The organism is Sulfurospirillum barnesii SES-3 (assembly GCF_000265295.1).
Lineage (GTDB): Bacteria > Campylobacterota > Campylobacteria > Campylobacterales > Sulfurospirillaceae > Sulfurospirillum > Sulfurospirillum barnesii.
Map to the genome: position 1 here is coordinate 1,313,056 of NC_018002.1, position 16,661 is coordinate 1,329,716.

Here is a 16,661-nt window from a genome sequence, read left to right on the forward strand (position 1 = left end):
TCATGAGTAAAAATGACTATATCCCTGAAAATTGTGTTTGGGAACTCACTCTAAAATGCAATATGAATTGCCTTCATTGTGGTTCACGAGCAGGAAAAAAACGTAAAAATGAATTATCAAATAAAGAAGCATTAGCTCTAGCAGATGAACTCATAAACTTAGGATGCAAATATGTTACATTAATAGGTGGTGAAGTCTTTTTATACAATGGTTGGGAAAAAATCGCTCGCAGATTCACCGAAAATGGCGTTACCGTAAATATTATAACAAATGGATATCATTTTGGTGATAAGCAAGTAAAAGAAGTAACGTATGCAGGGCTATCAAATATTGCACTTTCTATTGATGGAATGAAAGAAAAACACAATACTATTAGAAATAATTCAAAATCTTTTGACTCTTTAATGAAAACTATTAATCGTTTAAACCAAGAAAATATAAAAATAGGCGTTAATACAACGCTCATTGATTCTAATGTTTCAGATTTGGAGGAACTCTATACGTTTCTTCTTGATAATAATATAAAAATATGGCAACTGCAGCTTGCTAATCCAATGGGAAATTTTAGTGACAGAAAAGAACAAATGATATCTATCAATAATATTAAAAAAGTAACATCATTTATTAAACAAAAACGAGATGAAGGAAAACTAAAAATTTATACCGGTGACAATATCGGGTACTATGATGAAAATGAAAAATTTATAAGAGGAGAACCTGGAAATATAAATTATTGGTCAGGATGTCATGCGGGTTTATCTGTTGTAGGCATAGATAGCGTAGGTAATGTCAAAGGATGTGAGTCTCTTTATGATGACATATTTATAGAAGGTAACATTAGAGAAGAATCTTTTAGTGATATATGGTTTAAAGATAATAATTTTGCATATAATAGAAAGTTTGATAAGTCTCTTTTAAGCGGTAAGTGTAAAGATTGTGATATGGGAGTATATTGCCGTGCTGGATGTAGAGGAGCTTGCTTTTTTACAAACGGAAACTTTTTTGAAAATGCTTATTGCATTTACAATAAATAACCCACATTGCTAGTTGGTAAAATAGCCTAAAAGTTGCTTGCAGACTCCATCAAAAGCCGTGAAAGGCGAAATTATAGAGCGAGATGTTATAACAATTTGAAGTATAGAATGCAACCTTGTTTTACATGTAAAGATATTATTCCTCTTTACTTAGCATCAAAAAAGTCAGGAAAAATGAGATACAAACAATAATAGGGAACTAAGCTTTTAACTTTTACACACCCTTTCATATTATCACTCTACCAAAACAATCCCCAATCCTTCCAACAAACTCAGTGCCTCAAATCGACTAAATATCGCACCTTTGAGGTGGTTGGTGCGTAGGTCGATTTGGGTGTTGCTTGCGTTGGTAAAATTGGCATTTTCCAGATGGGTGCTTCCAAAAAGAGCACCTTTAAAGTCGGTGGCGGTGAAGTTGGCTTGCTGGAGTAGGGCGGAGCGAAAGTCGACCTCTTTGGCACGGCACTCGCTCATAACAAGCCCTTGCATACTGAGTCCAAAAAAGTTACTGTCATCTAAAATGCACTCTTTAAATTTTAACGGTAGAGGATTGAGTAGGCTTTTCCAGTTGCACATGCACCAGTCGATGCCGTTCATCTTGCATGAGGTAAACTCCGTGTTACTCACTTTACTATCGGTGAGTTTCATGACGCTTAGATTGCAGTTTTCAAAGCGACAGTCTATAAACCTGCACGCATAAAAGAAGGTCTGACTAAAATCGCACGCAACAAAGGTGCACTCTTCAAATTCCGCTTTATTTAAACGTGTGCCATGCAGATCAACCCCTTCAAATCGCTCGGCAAAGCAGTCTAGGTTATCTGCTATATTTATCTTATTCATTCACGCTCCCCTTGCACCTCAAACGATTTGCATCGCTTTTGCATGGCAAGAAGTTTAGCCAAACCTTGATTAAACCTTTTATCCCTACCAAAGAGTAGGGAAGGTGCAGTGCTATTTTCACGCTATTTATTTAATGTAATATTTTTAGTAATAATTAAGAAATACCTTTTATAAAGGAGGTGTAAACGCACAAAGAGGTCATCATCGTATGTGAAAAATTCATGCTAAAGAGATAGGGCATTAGAGATGCTCAACTTGATTTGCATGAAGGAAAAGGTTGGAAGAAGTTTCGTCACATCATTATCTTATCTACCAAAACAAGGAGAACACTTACATGTCAAGGAAAAATCGTTTATCTCATCTAAAAACTATGATGCTTATGCCCATCATGCTCTTTCTAGCTCTTTTTGCATTTACCCCCTCCGCCATCGCATCGAGCAGTGCGGACATTACGCTTGATCAAGCCATGGCTGTCATCGCTGCTGCTAGAACAAAAGCACAGAAACAAGGAACGCTCATGGATATTGCTGTTGTTGATGCGGGTGCCAACCTTAAGGCATTTGTCCGCATGGACGATGCCTTCTTGGGAAGCATTGATATTTCTATCAAAAAAGCAAAAACCGCACGCTTTTTCAACATGCCTACAGGCGATTTAGGCGCATTAGCACAACCTGGCAAGCCCTTGTATAACATTGAGTTTTCCAACGGTGGACTGATTACCTTCCCTGGAGGACTTTTGTTAAAAGACAGCAAGGGCGTTGTGATTGGAGCTATTGGTGTGAGCGGTAGTAGCGTTGAAAATGACCACGAAGTCGCTTTAGCAGGTGCGCAAGCCTTGTTAAAATAATCTAACACCTCCATAGAAACGAAACCCTAAAAATCTTTCGTTTCTAACCCCTTTATACACCTTACTTCATCCTATTTTTTGTTTGTTTGAGAAAATCAGGCATAATGCTCGCTTTATAAAAACTCCAGACAATGACATTTTTAAGGAATCACATGCGTGAATTTTTAGAGGGCGTTTACGAGGCTATTATGAGCACTTCAGCATGGGAAGGCTTAGCCGTATTTTTATCGCTTTCTTATCTCTTTTTGGCAATGCGCCAAAGCCTTTGGTGCTGGCCCGCGGCATTTTTAAGTACGCTGATTTATGCGATTCTGTTCTTTGATGCCTCCTTGCTCATGGACTCAGCGCTCAATGCCTACTACCTCATCATGGCGGTGTATGGTTGGTACGCATGGAAGCATGGGAAAAGGGAAAATGAAGAGCGTGAGGTGAGTTCTTGGGGCGTGGTTAAACATTTGAAAATTATTGGTATGCTTGTGTGCGTATCGCTTCTATTTGGCTATCTTATGGCGACGTATACACGAGCAGATTTTGCCTATTTAGATTCGGCAACCACCATTTTTGCCGTGTTTACCACCTATATGCTAGCACAAAAAATTCTTGAAAATTGGCTCTATTGGATCGTGATTGACGCTGTTTCTATCTACATTTACATAGAAAAAGCCTTTTACCTCACGGCTGTTTTATTTTTTCTCTACACCGTTTTGGCAACCTTTGGCTTTTACCAATGGAAAAAAGATAAAAGAGTTTCATGACCATTGATTTTTTACGTACCTATGCGTGCTTTAGCAATGAAACCTTAGTGCACCTCACACGCTTAGAAAATCAAGGCTACAATAACACCAATTACTGCCTTATGAGCACCCAACAAAGTTACCTTGTGCGGGTTTTTGGGCACCATGCCCTAGAGAGAAAGCATGAGTTTAAAATAGCCAAAAAAGCTTTTGCAAAAGGCATTGCTCAAAAGCCACTGCTTTTAGACCGTCTTAACAACCTTATGATTGCACGCTTTGCAGAGGGGGTTCACCACAGCACACTTACACAAAAAGAGCTACAAAACCTTGCTCGAACCCTACGCACACTGCATAGCATTGCTTACCAGCAAAAACCTTACGATATGAGCAAAGCGTACAAAAAGCCTCTTCAAAAAAGAGCATTTCTTCTCTTTAAAAAACTGCACATGCTGCGCAAAGATTATGTACTCTGCCACCATGATTTAAACCCTAAAAATATTCTCTTTCATCAACACAACATTACATTCATTGACTGGGAATACGCTCGCATCAACGATAGGTATTTTGATTTGGCAAGTATTTGCGTAGAATTCAACCTCACCAAAAAAGAGATTCATCTTTTTTTACGCACCTACTTTACATGTAAAGAAAAATACGACCTTAAAAAATTAGACCTTTACAAAAAAGTCTATAATATTGTGTGTGAAACATGGTTTGATGAACATTTTAAGGAGAAAACATGTCCCAACGCTTAGAAATTTCACAACTAGGAAGTCCCGTTATTCGCTTTGTCGCAAAACCAGTCAGCGACATTTTAGCCCCTGAAATTCAAGCACTCATTGATGCTATGATCTTTACATGTAAAGAATCCAAAGGCGTAGGTATCGCAGCCCCTCAAGTAGGGCATTCTTTAAGTATACTCATTATGGCATCGTATCCAAATTCACGCTACCCGTATGCTCCGCTCATGGAGCCAACCGCCTTAATCAACCCTCACATCATCGCTTTTTCTGAGGAATACACTAAGGACTGGGAGGGGTGTTTGAGTCTTCCTGGAATTCGTGGATTTGTACCACGCTATAATGAGATAGAAGTGGTCTATTTTGATAGAACGGCCAAAGAACAACACGTCGTTTTCAAAGATTTTCTAGCACGTCTCTTTCAACACGAATACGACCATCTCATCGGTAAAGTCTTTATCGACAGGGTAGAGAGCACACATGATATTATTATGGAAAAAGAATACCAACGCCTCATGGCTGAAAAAGAAGCACTCACTCAATTTTAATCTTTACATGTAACGCCATTTCTATTGACAAAATTCCCTCAAAAATGTACTATTTCAAAAATGAATGACCGTCAGTCATTTAAAGGAGAGGCATGGCACGAATTATAGACAAGGAAGAGAAACGGTGTGATATTGCCCGTGCGTCCATTGAGCTCTTTTGCGACAAAGGTATCCAGCAAACCAGCATGGATGAAATCGCTAAAAGTGCAGGGGTGGCAAAAGGCACGGTGTATCTTTATTTTAAAAACAAAGAAGAGATTATCTTTGCGATTTGGGATATGATCGCACAGCGCCATCACGAGGCTTTTGGCAAACGTATTACAGAACATATGCGTGCTAAAGAGAAACTTTTAGACTTTTTCAATTTTAGCGAGTGCGAAGAAGAGGGCAATAAAGAGCAAGTCTTAAAGCTTTACCAACATTTTATTAGTGCGATGCTCATTGATAAAACAGGGCTTTATAGTGCCTATTTTGAAAGCTTCTTCCAAGAAGATTTTGACTTTATTTCAGGTTGTTTGCATGAGGGCGTAGCAAAAGGTGAGTTTTTAATCGATGATGTGGACTTACTTACCACCAGTATTATGCTACTGCTCAAAGGCTTATTGGTGCGTGCAAAAGCTTCAAATATGGGCTTTTATGAAGCACAAACCCTTCTTATTAAACACGTTACATTCCTTTTAAATCAATGCACAAGGTCGTTACCATGAAAAAACTCCCCCTTATGTTTCTGTTTCCACTTTTTGGTTTTGCATCGGGTAATTTAGGTGAACTCCTAACCTTAGCAGAGAAAAACCACTACGTCCAATCGTCTCGCTATCAACTTGAATCAGCTCAAGAAAAAGCGTATTCTGTTAAAAGTGGCTATTTACCTAGTCTTAGTTTAGGTGCCAATCAAACCTACAACAAAGAAGAGAACATGTTTACCCCTGAAAAAAGTCGAACAGGAAGTGCCACACTCTCCTTTACGCTTTATGATGGAGGCAAAAGAGAAGCACAATTTTCTCAGCAAAATGCTTTAGTAAAATCGGCAACATTTTCGCTCTCATCGGTACAAAACAAATGTTTCATTGGATGTTATTTATGCCTATTTTAACTATTTAAGTACACAAGCAAGCCTTGAATCAACCCAGCAAAAAAAAGAGCAACTCTTAGCAGAGCGTCACCGTTTGGAACAATTTTTTAGTGTGGGTGCCGTCACAGAAGATGAACTTCAAAAAATCATCTCGAGTATTGAGCAGACCAATGTGGATATACTGACCTTAAAAAATACCCTGAACAATATCTCCAATACACTTGAATACCTTACAGCAGAGCGTGTGGAAATTAAACAAGGCTCTAGCATTGTGTTTCAAGACGCTCAAAAAGAGCAGCAACGCTTTGATATTTTAGCCCTTGAAGAGAGTGTTAAAAGTGCGCAAGAAGAGGCAAATATCGCCAAATCAGCCCATTTGCCAACCTTCAAAATCGAAGACACCTACTCACGCTTTAAAAATGACTACGCCAATAACGCATGGGAGAGTGACAAAGAGAACCAAAATACCATTGTGCTTTCCATGCAATGGAAACTCTTTGACTTTGGCTCAACCTCTGCTAGTGTGCAAGCCGCACAAAAAAACTACCTTGCCAAAAGTAGTGAGTTAGCCTATGAAAAGCACAAAGCCAAAGCGAGTTATCAAAGTGCGTACAACAGTTATCAAACCGCTTTAGCAAAAATTGAAGCCAATAAAGCCAAACTGCGTGCCTCTGAAATGACCTATGAATTGGTGAAAAAGAAATTTCAACAAGGCATTGTCAACAATGTCACCTACCTTGATGCCTTAAGTGAAAAATTTGATGCACAAGCACAACTTCAAACCGCTTTAAACGAAGTGGAATACCAAAAAGCCGTCCTGTTGTATGAAATGGGCGAAGAGATCAAAGGAGCCATTCAATGAAAAAAGTTTTTCTAGCCACGTTATTTATGTTTCAAGCCCTTGTTGCAGGGGAAGTCTATGCCACGTTTGATGTGGTCAGTGAAAAAAGCTCCGAGTTAGGACTCTCCATCTCAGGGGTGGTTGGAAGTTTACATGTAGAGGTTGGCAGCAAAGCCAAAAAAGGCGATTTGCTTCTTTCTTTGTACAATGCAGAGGAAAAAAATGAGTATGAAATTGCTAAGAAAAATGCAGAGCATGCTCAAAAAGTTTACAACCGCTATGCCAAAATCCCCGATGTCATAGATAAAGAAAAGATGGATAATTATCTGTATGACAGAGATATAAAAGCACTCACCGCTCAAAGCAAAGAGATTATCTACAAAAAGACAGAGCTTCGTGCACCGTATGATTTGGTGGTGAGTAAAAAAATGACCGAACTGGGAAACATTGTGCTAGGTTCTCAAACCAAACTTTTAACCGTTGAGAGCACCCACGATGTCAAACTGGTTCTTAAATTTGATGAAAAGTACTGGCAAAGTGTCAAAGTAGGGCAAAAATTTGTTTATAAAGTGGATGGAAGTGATAAAACCTATGAAGGGCTCATCAGCAAAATTTACCCCACTGTTCTCTCAAGTACCCGTGAAATGCAAGCCGAAGTCAAAGCCAAAGACCTTCTTCCAGGCCTGTTTGGTAATGGCAACATTAGTGTGGAATAGCCTATGTATAAATTAGCCATTAACAGACCCATCACCACATTGATGGGCGTTTTAACCTTTATTGTCTTTGGATTAATGTCCTATAACACCATGCCGATTAATCTTTTTCCCAATGTGGATTTTCCTATTGTCACGGTGCAAACCACCTACAATGGCGCAGACCCATCCACCGTGGAGACCAAAGTCACCGATAAAATTGAAGAAGCTGTATCAGGGGTGGATGGTATTGATAAACTGATGTCTACCAGTTATGAGGGATTTAGTGTGGTCACCATTCAGTTTGAGCTCACCAAAGACCTTGATGAAGCAACCAACGACGTAAGAGATAAAATTGGCGCCATTGATCTTCCCAGTGAAGTGGAAAAACCTGTGGTGAAAAAACTAGGGGCTTCTGGAGCGGTCATTAGCCTTTTTATTGCCGATAAAGGGGATGATAGCAAAGCCCTCATGCGCCTTGCCGATGAAAAGCTCAAAGCCCAACTCCAACGAATTAAGGGAGTAGGTGAGGTTAACATTGTAGGCTACCAAGACCGTGAAATTCGCATTTTTATCGATCCCTTTTTACTCGCAAAATACTCCCTTAGTGCTTCTGAAATTAGCGCTATTATTGCAAAGCAAAATATCAAACAGGGTGCTGGAAAGATGATTAATCAGAGCCAAGAGATTATCATCAAAGCAGAAGGTGATGCTAAAAGTGTGGAAGCGGTGGGTGAGCTTTTGGTCAAACCAGGCGTGAAGCTTAAAGATGTTGCTAGCATTGTGGATGGGCTAAGCGATGCCAAAAGTTACTCTTCCTACAATGGTCAACGAGGTGTGACACTGGAAGTGAAAAAAATTGCGGGTGAGAACTCTTTAGATATTATTAATGGTGTCAAAAAAGCGCTTCCAAAACTACAACACTTAGCAGGCGATCAGTTTGAAATTAAAGTCTTGCAAGACCAATCTGAAAAAATCATGATTAACATTGACAATGTTCGTTTTGACCTTATTTTTGGTGCATTTTTGTCTATTATTATCGTCTTTTCGTTTCTTAGAAATGTGACGGCAACCCTTGTTTCTGCCCTTGCTATTCCTACATCAGTCATTGGGACGTTTGCGATTATTCATGCGCTAGGCTACGACTTGAACCGACTGACATTGATTGGTCTGACCCTTGCCATTGGTATTTTTATTGATGATGCGATTGTTGTTATTGAAAACATTATGAAAAAAATGGAAGAGGGACAAAAACCTTTCCAAGCCTCTTTTGAAGGTATTAAGGAGGTAGCTTTTTCCATTTTGGCTATCTCTGCGGTTCTTTTAGCCGTTTTTATTCCCGTAGCCTTTATGGATGGTATCGTAGGAATGTTTTTTAACTCTTTTGCCATGACGGTAGCTTCGGGTATTGTCATCTCTTATTTGGTTGCGGTTATGTTTATCCCCAGCGTGGGGGCTAGGGTTTTAAGTGCAAAGGAGAGCAAATTTTACTATGCAACAGAGCCCATTTTTAAAGCCATTGATAAAGCTTACGTAACACTCTTAAAGGGGACGTTGCGTTTTAAAATGCTTACGATTGTTGCGACCATTTCGCTTTTGATTGCCTCAACATCATTAAGTGTAGGTATGAACTTTTTACCGATGCAAGATAATAGCGAGCTTCAAATCACCATCAAAGCACCTGTGGGTATCAACCTAGAGACCATGAAAGCAAAAATAGCCCCCATTGATGCGCTTTTAAAAGAGGATAAAGATATTGTTTATTCCATTGCATCTATCGGGTACAATGCCGCTGAAGAGATTCATAAAGGAAAAATCTACGCTAAACTCAAACCCGTGGTAGAGAGAAAAGGACGTACGCAAGAGCAGATTATTCAGTTTTACAGAGAAAAGCTCAAAGAGTATAAGGATATGACCATTTTGGTTGAAAAAGTGGATGATTTTGATACAGGCGGTACATCGGCTCCTGTGCAAGTGGTTATTACAGGTGATAGCCTTGATGAACTGGATAAAGTCTCTCTAAAGTTAATGGACGTGTTACGTCAAACAGAGGGCATTGTGGATGTCGATAGGGATTATGAGAGTGGCAAACCCGAAATCAAAGTCTCTATTTTGCGTGAAAATGCCCAAAGAGTAGGGGTAAGCGTGCAAGAAATCACCTCTGTGTTGGCATCTGCTTATTCAAGCGACAGTGCGGTTTCTTACTTTGAAGACAACGGCCGCCAATTTGATATTACCGTTCGATACAAAGATGATTACCGAAAATCATTGGAAGATTTAAAAAAACTCAAAGTACGTAACGCAGAGGGTGAATTTGTCACGCTTGAGGGTTTACTTAAGCTAGAAGAGGGGACAGGAACTGCATCGATTAACCGTTTTGATAGAGAGCGTAAGGTCTTAGTTACTGCTAATATTTTCAATACCTCCTTAGACAAAATCGTCGCAGTGGTCAATGAAGCTATGCCTAAAATCTTACCGCAAGGCTACGCATTTCGCTACACAGGCGATGTTGAAAATTTAGAAGACACCAACAAAGCCTTTGGTGCGGCAGTGCTTTTAGCGGTTATTTTGATTTACCTCATTTTAGCGGCCCTTTATGAGTCTGTCATTCAGCCTTTTATTATTATGATTTCGATGCCACTTTCTTTTACAGGTGTTATTCTTGCCTTGCATTTGAGTGGAAACTCTTTTAGCTTGTTTGTTATGATTGGTATTATTTTACTGCTAGGAATGGTTGGCAAAAATGCCATTTTAGTGGTTGACTTTGCTAACCGTGCGATTAAGGAAGGAAAAGATATTGATCATGCGCTCTTTGAAGCAGGCGAAAAACGTTTGCGTCCTATTTTAATGACAACCTTTGCGATGATTGGAGCGATGATTCCTTTAGCGTTTGGATCAGGGGCAGGGCATGAGAGTAACGCACCTATGGCACTTGCAATTATTGGAGGGTTGCTCAGTTCAACCGTTTTAACTCTCTTGGTTGTCCCTGCGATTTATAAATTTATGTATCCTATGGATGCGTGGCTTAGAAAATGGTATGAGAGAGGAACCGTCTAAGAATCTTTACATGTAAAGGGCAGAAATGCCCTTTCGTGTTTATTTGTTGCGTTTTCTATCTTTTTTAGACTGCTTTGCTTTGGCTTTCGCTTTCGCTTTTTTTTCATCACTCATCTGCGCTTTTGAAGAGTTTACAGCACCTGCTTTCACCTCTTTGTCTTTTTGCAAAGCCGTATGTTTTTGCATGGTGGCAAGTCCTGCTAGCTTATAACCTTTTTCCATTTTTACACTATTATTGAGTAATCCACCCATAATTTAAATCCTTTATTGTATTCGTTGGAGAATCTTTTTGAAGAGGGGTATTGTACTTTATGCTTGCTTCAAGCCATGTAAAACCTTTTACATGTAAAATAAGGTTTTTATAAAAGGAGACAACACATGTCAACACACACCCTCTTAAGCATCCAACAATACGCTACAAAACATAAAATGAGTACCTTTGCAGTCATCAAACGTGTCAATGCCAAAGAGCTTAAAATGATTAAAAAGAATGTCGATGGAAAAGAACAGGAGTTTATTGTGGATGAGAGTACCCCACCACCGCACCCTTCATCTAACGTTTTGCCTTCTAATACACAGGAGCATAGCCCCATTGATTATGAAGTAGAATTTCACAAGCTTTTAGCAAAATACATTGAACTACACGAAAAATACACCCAAATCCTTGAGGAAAAAACGACAAAGGAATAAAAACTGCATTGAACTCTCTAAAAAAGGAGTCTCTTGTGGAAATCAACAATGAGATGCAACGTGACCGTTATGTTAGTTTTCAAAATATTGACTGTTATGAAAATGCAGTAGTGGTTTTAGATGCACTGTATGAACTTTTTGCTCTGTATCCTGAGAGTAAAGATGCTTTTTGGCTTCGTTTTGAAAGCTTTATTCCCACAGAGTACAAAACTGTCTTTGCAAAAAAAGATTCCAAAGATATTTTGTACCATATTTGCTCTAATATCTTCTACATTGCAGCTCTTTTTGAAACCTATCACTTTGAAAAAGGACTCGCATGCATCGAAAAGGCTGAACTTGAGTGCTGTTAAATTAGGGTTACATGTAAAGAAGAAGAGGGTGTAAAATACCCTCTTATGGTTTTTTAATGATTGAGAATATCCAGCGTTTTTTCATAAACACTGAGTTTTCCAAGCTCGCTATTTAGCGCATCGGTCAATTTAGACTGAGAACGAAGTTCCGCAGAGATAACATGGCTTTTTCCTGCTAAACTTTCCATATCCTCTGAGAGGGCATTGCTTTTGGATGAAATTTCCATGAGTCCACCGCTAACACCACTCATGGTGCCACTAATATTTTCTACGGCTTGAATAATCGTATTGACGGAAATATTGGTTTCAGAGAGGCTCTTTTGCGTACGTTCAGCCAATTTTCGCACTTCATCGGCAACCACGGCAAAACCACGACCGTGTTCACCCGCACGTGCCGCTTCAATGGCAGCATTGAGCGCTAAAAGATTGGTTTGATCGGCAATATCAGCAATCACGCTTAAAACCATACGAATTTCACGTACATTATTGGCGAGATTATCCACTTCTGTGGATAAATTGGCATTTTGAGAACTGCTTTGTTCCATATGCGAAGCAAAAAGTACAAACTCCTTTTCAACACTGCACAAATGCGTTTCAATCGCATCAATGGATTGTACCGCATGCGTCAGTGTTGTACCAATGCTCTCAAGAACAGGCATACTCTCTTTCATTTGCCCTAACATCGCTTTATTAATCGTATTAATCATCGCTTGACGGTTGATTTTTCTCAGTAAAAAATAACTCTTAAATCCTGCATATTTTTGGACAAAATTATCCACATAGTCATCTTCAAAACCTTCATTATCGAGCTTATAAAAAAAGATAGCTGTTAGCGTTTGATTGATATTAACCCCTAAAAGCTCACCAAAGGTTGAAAAGCCAGCCACAGGAATCTCTTTAAAGGTTGAAAGGCGACCCAGCGCATCACTGTTGCATAAACGCCTCAAAATACAATCATTAAAAATAGCACCAATTGGTTTTGGTTTTTTACGGCTAAACGCATCATAATCGTGATTGGTCGTTTGCACAAAATCGGTTTTTTCAAGCAATAAAAGCTCTTCACCTGCTTCAATATCGCAATAAAAATGAATCGTATCATTCACCACATCAATGGATGCGATAGAGCGCACATAAATTTCCCCATCAATTTCAATGCCAAACGTATAGTTCGCAAGTTTTGCATTAAGTTCATGAGGCGTGCACTTAAAATGGTTGCTTAACGCTTCAATAATGCTAATTCCTACATTACTTTTTCGATCTAAAAAGGCACTAATTGTACGAGAAAGGGGATTGGCAGCAAGAACGGTAAAAGAGGTTGATGTTTTTCGAAAGTTTTGACTTTTAAAAACCCCAAAACGATACGCTGGTGCTAGTTTGATAAAGGTCACCACCGCATGATGGCGTAGCGTCTGTTTGCCATTATAAATATAAGTATTTTGAAAATCAAGCTTACCACCCGCACTTCCACCAATAAGCAAACAAGGAAATTTTGCCACATGATAAACAGCTTCCATAAAAAAACTCTCACTTGCACTTAGACCATCAATTAATGTATAGCCTAATGTATCATCTGAGCGCATTTTAAAGGGAACATTGATTTTTTTAATTTCCTCAGCAATCGCAGCAACTCTTTGATGTTCCGTTTGAGTGCTAACACCCATGTTTTCGCTCTTCAGTGGAATAGAGGCGACAAAAACATCGCTAATCATGCACGGTGCAAAGACCATCAGTACAATATTATCGCCTTCACCTGCTGAGGCACTTGAATACAGTGAGGGAAGGGGATTTTGAGCATGTAAACTGCATAATTCACCTGCAGTAGTCGAAAGAATCAGTGTGCATTCACTTGAAAATGCCTGTTGAAGTTTTTTAGCAACACTGTCAAACTCCAATGATGGAGAAATGAAACCTAGAACAACTTTGGGGGAAAAAGGAAGATTTGAACAAACGCTTTCAAGGGTCTTTTCTTGAAAATTTAATGTCATAATAGTATTATCTGAAGCATGAGGTGATTGGTATGAAAATGAGCTTGTATCATTACCATGATTGGAGCGTAAAAAACTAAACATGGGCATTTCCTTAATTTTATGAGCATTGTGAGCCGATAGTAACGCACACTATGTAAAAATTATCTTAAAAATAAACTATCTTAAAAAATTAATGTAAAGTAATCACAAAGTGCTACCATAAATGACTGAGCGATCCAGGTGAGCCTCTCAACGAAACACCCAAAACTTAATTATTGAAAACTAAAATTTTCAAAATTAAATTCACTATCTTATGCGGTACACATTTCATCCAAAACCAGATAATTGACTCTGCTCTTACCTAAAAGCATTTCAACCTTATCTACCCTATTTCACCCTGATTTGCCCTGAGTTTCTATTATTATCTCACCGCTCAATCATGATAAATCATAAAAAATATCTAAGGAAAGCTTTACTTATGAAAAAAGTATACTATACCCAAAAAAGAAATATCTCTAGCAGCATTACGGCGTCAGCTCTTTTATTAGGGTTAAGCACTCTTCCTGCATTAGCAACAGATTATGGTAGCCTCAATGATAGTGTCATTACGTTAGCTAATGGGGATACAATCACTGCTGATACTAAGTATAATAATATATTGACTGGTATTTACAATAATTCTGCAACAACTGCTCAAATCAATCTTGCTTCAGGCAGTAAAGTTAGTGTTGATGGTGGGAACACAGCGTCTGCTGGTATTTATTTGAATGGCAAAAATACAACTTTGAATGCAAATCATTTGACCATTGATGTTAAGGGTTTTGCTACTAAAGGATTGTATGTTTCAGGCTTAAATTCCCAAATAGATTTAGGGACGGATAGTAAAATTATAGTCGACAACACCAGTACAAGTTCCAGTGCTATAGGTGTCTATATTGCAAAAGCGTCTACCTTAACTGCCGATGCTTTAACGATTCAAACAATAGGAAATCAGAATATTGGACTTAATGTTGATAACGAAGGAACAGAAGCACATTTGGGTTCTGGAAGCTTAATTAGTACAAATGGTAGTCAATCTACAGCATTACGTATTTTTGGTGCCAATGGAAATGCTGCTAATGGTCCAGCAAAATTCGAAGCCACTCATTTGACTCTTGAAACACAAGGGAATCTTTCATATGGCATTGATTTACAACAAAATTCATTTGTAGATTTAGGTACTGGTAGTACCATAACCACCCAAGGAGCATATGCAACGGGTGTTTTCTTGTTTGGAAAACTTAATGCTGATGCGCTAAGCATTACTACTATGGGAAATAATTCTAATGCGCTTGAAGTTCGTAGTGGTGGCTTGGCTACGGTTGGTGCAGATAGCCATATTTGGGCAGACAAAAGTAGTGGTTTAATAGCACATGGATCCAATGCTATTGCTCATTTTAATGGTACCCCAACCAATAGAAACAGCATTTTTTCGGGTGGCTCCACAGGTGCTTCTGCACAACTTTCTGGAGTAGTGAATCTAGAAAATACTGACATTATTGTTGATCGGAATGGCAATACGGCTTATGCGGTGTGGGCTGCTGGCGGTGTGGTTAATGCAGTAAACACGACAGTGACTGGCGCTGATGGCGTGTATGGTGTCGTGGCGAATTCATCTGGTGGCAAGGCTTATTTTACAGGGGATACAACGATAACAATGGCTTCATCAGACGCCGTTGCTATGGTTTCTGCAGGGGCTGGCAATCTGATTTCTGGTGTTGGCAAGATGCATATTACTGGTGGCGTTTATTCTCAGGATGGAGCCACAACTGACCTGAGGATGACTGAAGGGTCAGTGTTGAATGGAGGGGCATTTGTCTCATCTGGTGCCACAACCAATTTGTCACTTGATGATAGCTTGTGGAATATGAGCCAAGATTCTGTGGTTAGTAAATTAACCTTAAATCATAGCACTGTTGATTTTATAGAAGATAAAGTGGGTTCAATCCTTACCGTAGGTGATTTAAGTGGCAATGGTAATTTTATTATGCGTACCAATATACTCGATGAATTTTCGGATAAATTAGTGGTTACAGGTAGTAGCACTGGTAACCATAGTATTCAAATAATAAATAGAGGCTCTCTTGCAACTACGGGCAATGAAGTAATTACGGTTGTAGAAACACAAGACGGATTAGCTTCATTTGATTTAAAAAACAACCTTTTTAGAGGAGCAGGAACAGGAGAAGTGGAACTAGGAGGATACCTCTATAGTCTTCATCAAAATGATACAAACTGGGAACTCTATGCTTCTAGCAAAGCACCGCCGATTACATCCACAGCTGATGCCTCAGCAAACTTCCTCAATATTGGCTATATGATTAACTATGCAGAAACTCAAACGCTCTTGCAAAGAATGGGAGAACTTCGTGAAACTGAAAATAGCCAAGGTAATGTATGGGCTAGAACCTTTACTGGGAAGTTTGGTTCATTTGGAAGCGGTAAATTAAGCGATTTTGATATGGGCTACACAGGCATTCAAACTGGTATAGATGGACGTTTGAAAATGTCAGATTTAGATGTTTTTTTAGGTGTGATGGGTGGAACCATACAGGCTGATTCAAACTATCAACAAGGCAATGGTAATGTAAATGGTCATCATTTTGGATTTTATGGAACTTATATTGCATCAAATCATTTCTATGTTGATATGGCATTGAAATACAGTCATATTAAAAACACGTTCAACGTTCAAGACTCTCAATATAATCACATTCATGGGAGTACTTCGAGTAATGGTTATGGTTTAAGCGTTGAGGCTGGGAAACGCTTTTACTTGGTAAATACGACAACAGGTTATTACATTGAACCACAAGCGCAGTTAAGTTATTTACATCAAAACAGTTCCTCAACGCATGCAGACAATGGTTTAGTGGTTGATTTAGATGGCTATGATTCAACTCTTGGGCGTGTTAGCGTAAAAGTTGGGTACGAAGTTAAAGAAGTTAAAAATCCCGTAAATGTCTATTATAAAACTGGCTATGTTACGGAGATGAGCGGTAATGTAGGCTATCGTTTGAATGGTAATTTAGAAACATACACTTTCCGTGGAAACTTATGGGAAAATCAAGTCGGCATTGCAACTCAACTAAATAAAAAGCATAATTTATACCTAGATGGCACGTATACTACTGGTCACAAATTTGTCCAAAGGCAGATTAATGCTGGATACCGTTTTAGTTTCTAATAGAAGGGGAGTCACTCTCCCCT

Annotated in this window: 16 protein-coding genes; 13 read left to right on the plus strand and 3 right to left on the minus strand. The window is 38.9% G+C overall.

Annotation, left to right across the window (positions count from 1 at the left end; genetic code table 11):
- Positions 1 to 2 precede the first annotated feature (2 nt).
- A complete protein-coding gene (locus SULBA_RS06680; protein WP_014769518.1) occupies positions 3 to 1,034 on the plus strand; it encodes a radical SAM/SPASM domain-containing protein in 1,032 nt (343 codons plus the stop codon).
- Positions 1,035 to 1,268: 234 nt separating this feature from the next.
- On the opposite strand, the gene SULBA_RS06685 is transcribed toward SULBA_RS06680, so the two are convergent.
- Positions 1,269 to 1,874 carry a pentapeptide repeat-containing protein gene (locus SULBA_RS06685; protein ID WP_014769519.1) on the minus strand — a complete coding sequence of 202 codons (606 nt, stop codon included), beginning with the start codon at positions 1,872 to 1,874 and terminating at the stop codon, positions 1,269 to 1,271.
- 277 nt (positions 1,875 to 2,151) lie between these two features.
- Here SULBA_RS06685 and SULBA_RS06690 point away from each other — a divergent pair, with 277 nt between their 5' ends.
- From SULBA_RS06690 to SULBA_RS06730, 9 genes are all read left to right on the plus strand, one after another.
- Positions 2,152 to 2,721, plus strand: a complete 570-nt coding sequence (locus SULBA_RS06690; protein WP_245391398.1) for a GlcG/HbpS family heme-binding protein — start codon at positions 2,152 to 2,154, stop codon at positions 2,719 to 2,721.
- A 152-nt stretch (positions 2,722 to 2,873) separates the two neighbouring features.
- Positions 2,874 to 3,476: a nicotinamide riboside transporter PnuC gene (gene pnuC, locus SULBA_RS06695; RefSeq protein WP_014769521.1), complete on the plus strand. Its 603-nt coding sequence runs from the start codon at positions 2,874 to 2,876 to the stop codon at positions 3,474 to 3,476.
- On the plus strand, positions 3,473 to 4,210 hold the full coding sequence (locus SULBA_RS06700) for a choline/ethanolamine kinase family protein (RefSeq protein WP_014769522.1): 738 nt from the start codon (positions 3,473 to 3,475) through the stop codon (positions 4,208 to 4,210). The genes pnuC and SULBA_RS06700 overlap by 4 nt, the downstream gene beginning before the upstream one ends.
- Positions 4,195 to 4,743, plus strand: a complete 549-nt coding sequence (gene def / locus SULBA_RS06705) for a peptide deformylase (protein WP_014769523.1) — start codon at positions 4,195 to 4,197, stop codon at positions 4,741 to 4,743. The genes SULBA_RS06700 and def overlap by 16 nt, the downstream gene beginning before the upstream one ends.
- Before the next feature lie 92 nt (positions 4,744 to 4,835).
- Positions 4,836 to 5,450 carry a TetR/AcrR family transcriptional regulator gene (locus tag SULBA_RS06710; protein ID WP_014769524.1) on the plus strand — a complete coding sequence of 205 codons (615 nt, stop codon included), beginning with the start codon at positions 4,836 to 4,838 and terminating at the stop codon, positions 5,448 to 5,450.
- Complete coding sequence (locus SULBA_RS06715; RefSeq protein WP_041671821.1) at positions 5,447 to 5,836, plus strand: TolC family protein; 390 nt, start codon at positions 5,447 to 5,449, stop codon at positions 5,834 to 5,836. The genes SULBA_RS06710 and SULBA_RS06715 overlap by 4 nt, the downstream gene beginning before the upstream one ends.
- Complete coding sequence (locus tag SULBA_RS06720) at positions 5,811 to 6,677, plus strand: TolC family protein (RefSeq protein WP_041671822.1); 867 nt, start codon at positions 5,811 to 5,813, stop codon at positions 6,675 to 6,677. The genes SULBA_RS06715 and SULBA_RS06720 overlap by 26 nt, the downstream gene beginning before the upstream one ends.
- Positions 6,674 to 7,372 (plus strand): efflux RND transporter periplasmic adaptor subunit, encoded by a 699-nt coding sequence (locus SULBA_RS06725; protein WP_014769525.1) that lies wholly within the window; start codon positions 6,674 to 6,676, stop codon positions 7,370 to 7,372. The genes SULBA_RS06720 and SULBA_RS06725 overlap by 4 nt, the downstream gene beginning before the upstream one ends.
- 3 nt (positions 7,373 to 7,375) lie before the next feature.
- Positions 7,376 to 10,405, plus strand: coding sequence for an efflux RND transporter permease subunit (locus SULBA_RS06730; protein ID WP_014769526.1), 3,030 nt, complete (start codon positions 7,376 to 7,378; stop codon positions 10,403 to 10,405).
- A gap of 39 nt (positions 10,406 to 10,444) precedes the next feature.
- Here the strand turns inward: SULBA_RS06730 and SULBA_RS06735 are convergent, their stop codons facing one another.
- Positions 10,445 to 10,657 (minus strand): hypothetical protein, encoded by a 213-nt coding sequence (locus SULBA_RS06735; protein WP_014769527.1) that lies wholly within the window; start codon positions 10,655 to 10,657, stop codon positions 10,445 to 10,447.
- 126 nt (positions 10,658 to 10,783) lie between these two features.
- Between SULBA_RS06735 and SULBA_RS06740 the strand changes: the two genes are divergently transcribed.
- Together SULBA_RS06740 and cowN are read left to right on the plus strand one after the other, a co-directional pair.
- Positions 10,784 to 11,095 (plus strand): hypothetical protein, encoded by a 312-nt coding sequence (locus tag SULBA_RS06740; RefSeq protein WP_014769528.1) that lies wholly within the window; start codon positions 10,784 to 10,786, stop codon positions 11,093 to 11,095.
- 35 nt (positions 11,096 to 11,130) lie between these two features.
- The gene (gene cowN / locus SULBA_RS06745) at positions 11,131 to 11,445 is read left to right on the plus strand and encodes a N(2)-fixation sustaining protein CowN (protein ID WP_014769529.1); all 315 of its coding nucleotides are present in this window, start codon (positions 11,131 to 11,133) and stop codon (positions 11,443 to 11,445) included.
- Positions 11,446 to 11,498: 53 nt separating this feature from the next.
- On the opposite strand, the gene SULBA_RS13290 is transcribed toward cowN, so the two are convergent.
- On the minus strand, positions 11,499 to 13,514 hold the full coding sequence (locus SULBA_RS13290) for a methyl-accepting chemotaxis protein (protein ID WP_014769530.1): 2,016 nt from the start codon (positions 13,512 to 13,514) through the stop codon (positions 11,499 to 11,501).
- A gap of 376 nt (positions 13,515 to 13,890) precedes the next feature.
- On the opposite strand from SULBA_RS13290, the gene SULBA_RS06755 reads away from it, so the two are divergent.
- On the plus strand, positions 13,891 to 16,638 hold the full coding sequence (locus tag SULBA_RS06755; RefSeq protein WP_014769531.1) for an autotransporter outer membrane beta-barrel domain-containing protein: 2,748 nt from the start codon (positions 13,891 to 13,893) through the stop codon (positions 16,636 to 16,638).
- Positions 16,639 to 16,661: the final 23 nt, after the last annotated feature.

What these genes read in the sequence shown, in the direction of transcription:
- SULBA_RS06680 (WP_014769518.1), top strand. Translation starts at nt 3, where the DNA reads ATGAGTAAAAATGACTATATCCCTGAAAATTGTGTTTGGGAACTCACT.
- SULBA_RS06685 (WP_014769519.1), bottom strand. Translation starts at nt 1,874, where the DNA reads ATGAATAAGATAAATATAGCAGATAACCTAGACTGCTTTGCCGAGCGA.
- pnuC (WP_014769521.1), top strand. Translation starts at nt 2,874, where the DNA reads ATGCGTGAATTTTTAGAGGGCGTTTACGAGGCTATTATGAGCACTTCA.
- SULBA_RS06700 (WP_014769522.1), top strand. Translation starts at nt 3,473, where the DNA reads ATGACCATTGATTTTTTACGTACCTATGCGTGCTTTAGCAATGAAACC.
- def (WP_014769523.1), top strand. Translation starts at nt 4,195, where the DNA reads ATGTCCCAACGCTTAGAAATTTCACAACTAGGAAGTCCCGTTATTCGC.
- SULBA_RS06710 (WP_014769524.1), top strand. Translation starts at nt 4,836, where the DNA reads ATGGCACGAATTATAGACAAGGAAGAGAAACGGTGTGATATTGCCCGT.
- SULBA_RS06715 (WP_041671821.1), top strand. Translation starts at nt 5,447, where the DNA reads ATGAAAAAACTCCCCCTTATGTTTCTGTTTCCACTTTTTGGTTTTGCA.
- SULBA_RS06725 (WP_014769525.1), top strand. Translation starts at nt 6,674, where the DNA reads ATGAAAAAAGTTTTTCTAGCCACGTTATTTATGTTTCAAGCCCTTGTT.
- SULBA_RS06730 (WP_014769526.1), top strand. Translation starts at nt 7,376, where the DNA reads ATGTATAAATTAGCCATTAACAGACCCATCACCACATTGATGGGCGTT.
- SULBA_RS06735 (WP_014769527.1), bottom strand. Translation starts at nt 10,657, where the DNA reads ATGGGTGGATTACTCAATAATAGTGTAAAAATGGAAAAAGGTTATAAG.
- SULBA_RS06740 (WP_014769528.1), top strand. Translation starts at nt 10,784, where the DNA reads ATGTCAACACACACCCTCTTAAGCATCCAACAATACGCTACAAAACAT.
- SULBA_RS13290 (WP_014769530.1), bottom strand. Translation starts at nt 13,514, where the DNA reads ATGTTTAGTTTTTTACGCTCCAATCATGGTAATGATACAAGCTCATTT.
- SULBA_RS06755 (WP_014769531.1), top strand. Translation starts at nt 13,891, where the DNA reads ATGAAAAAAGTATACTATACCCAAAAAAGAAATATCTCTAGCAGCATT.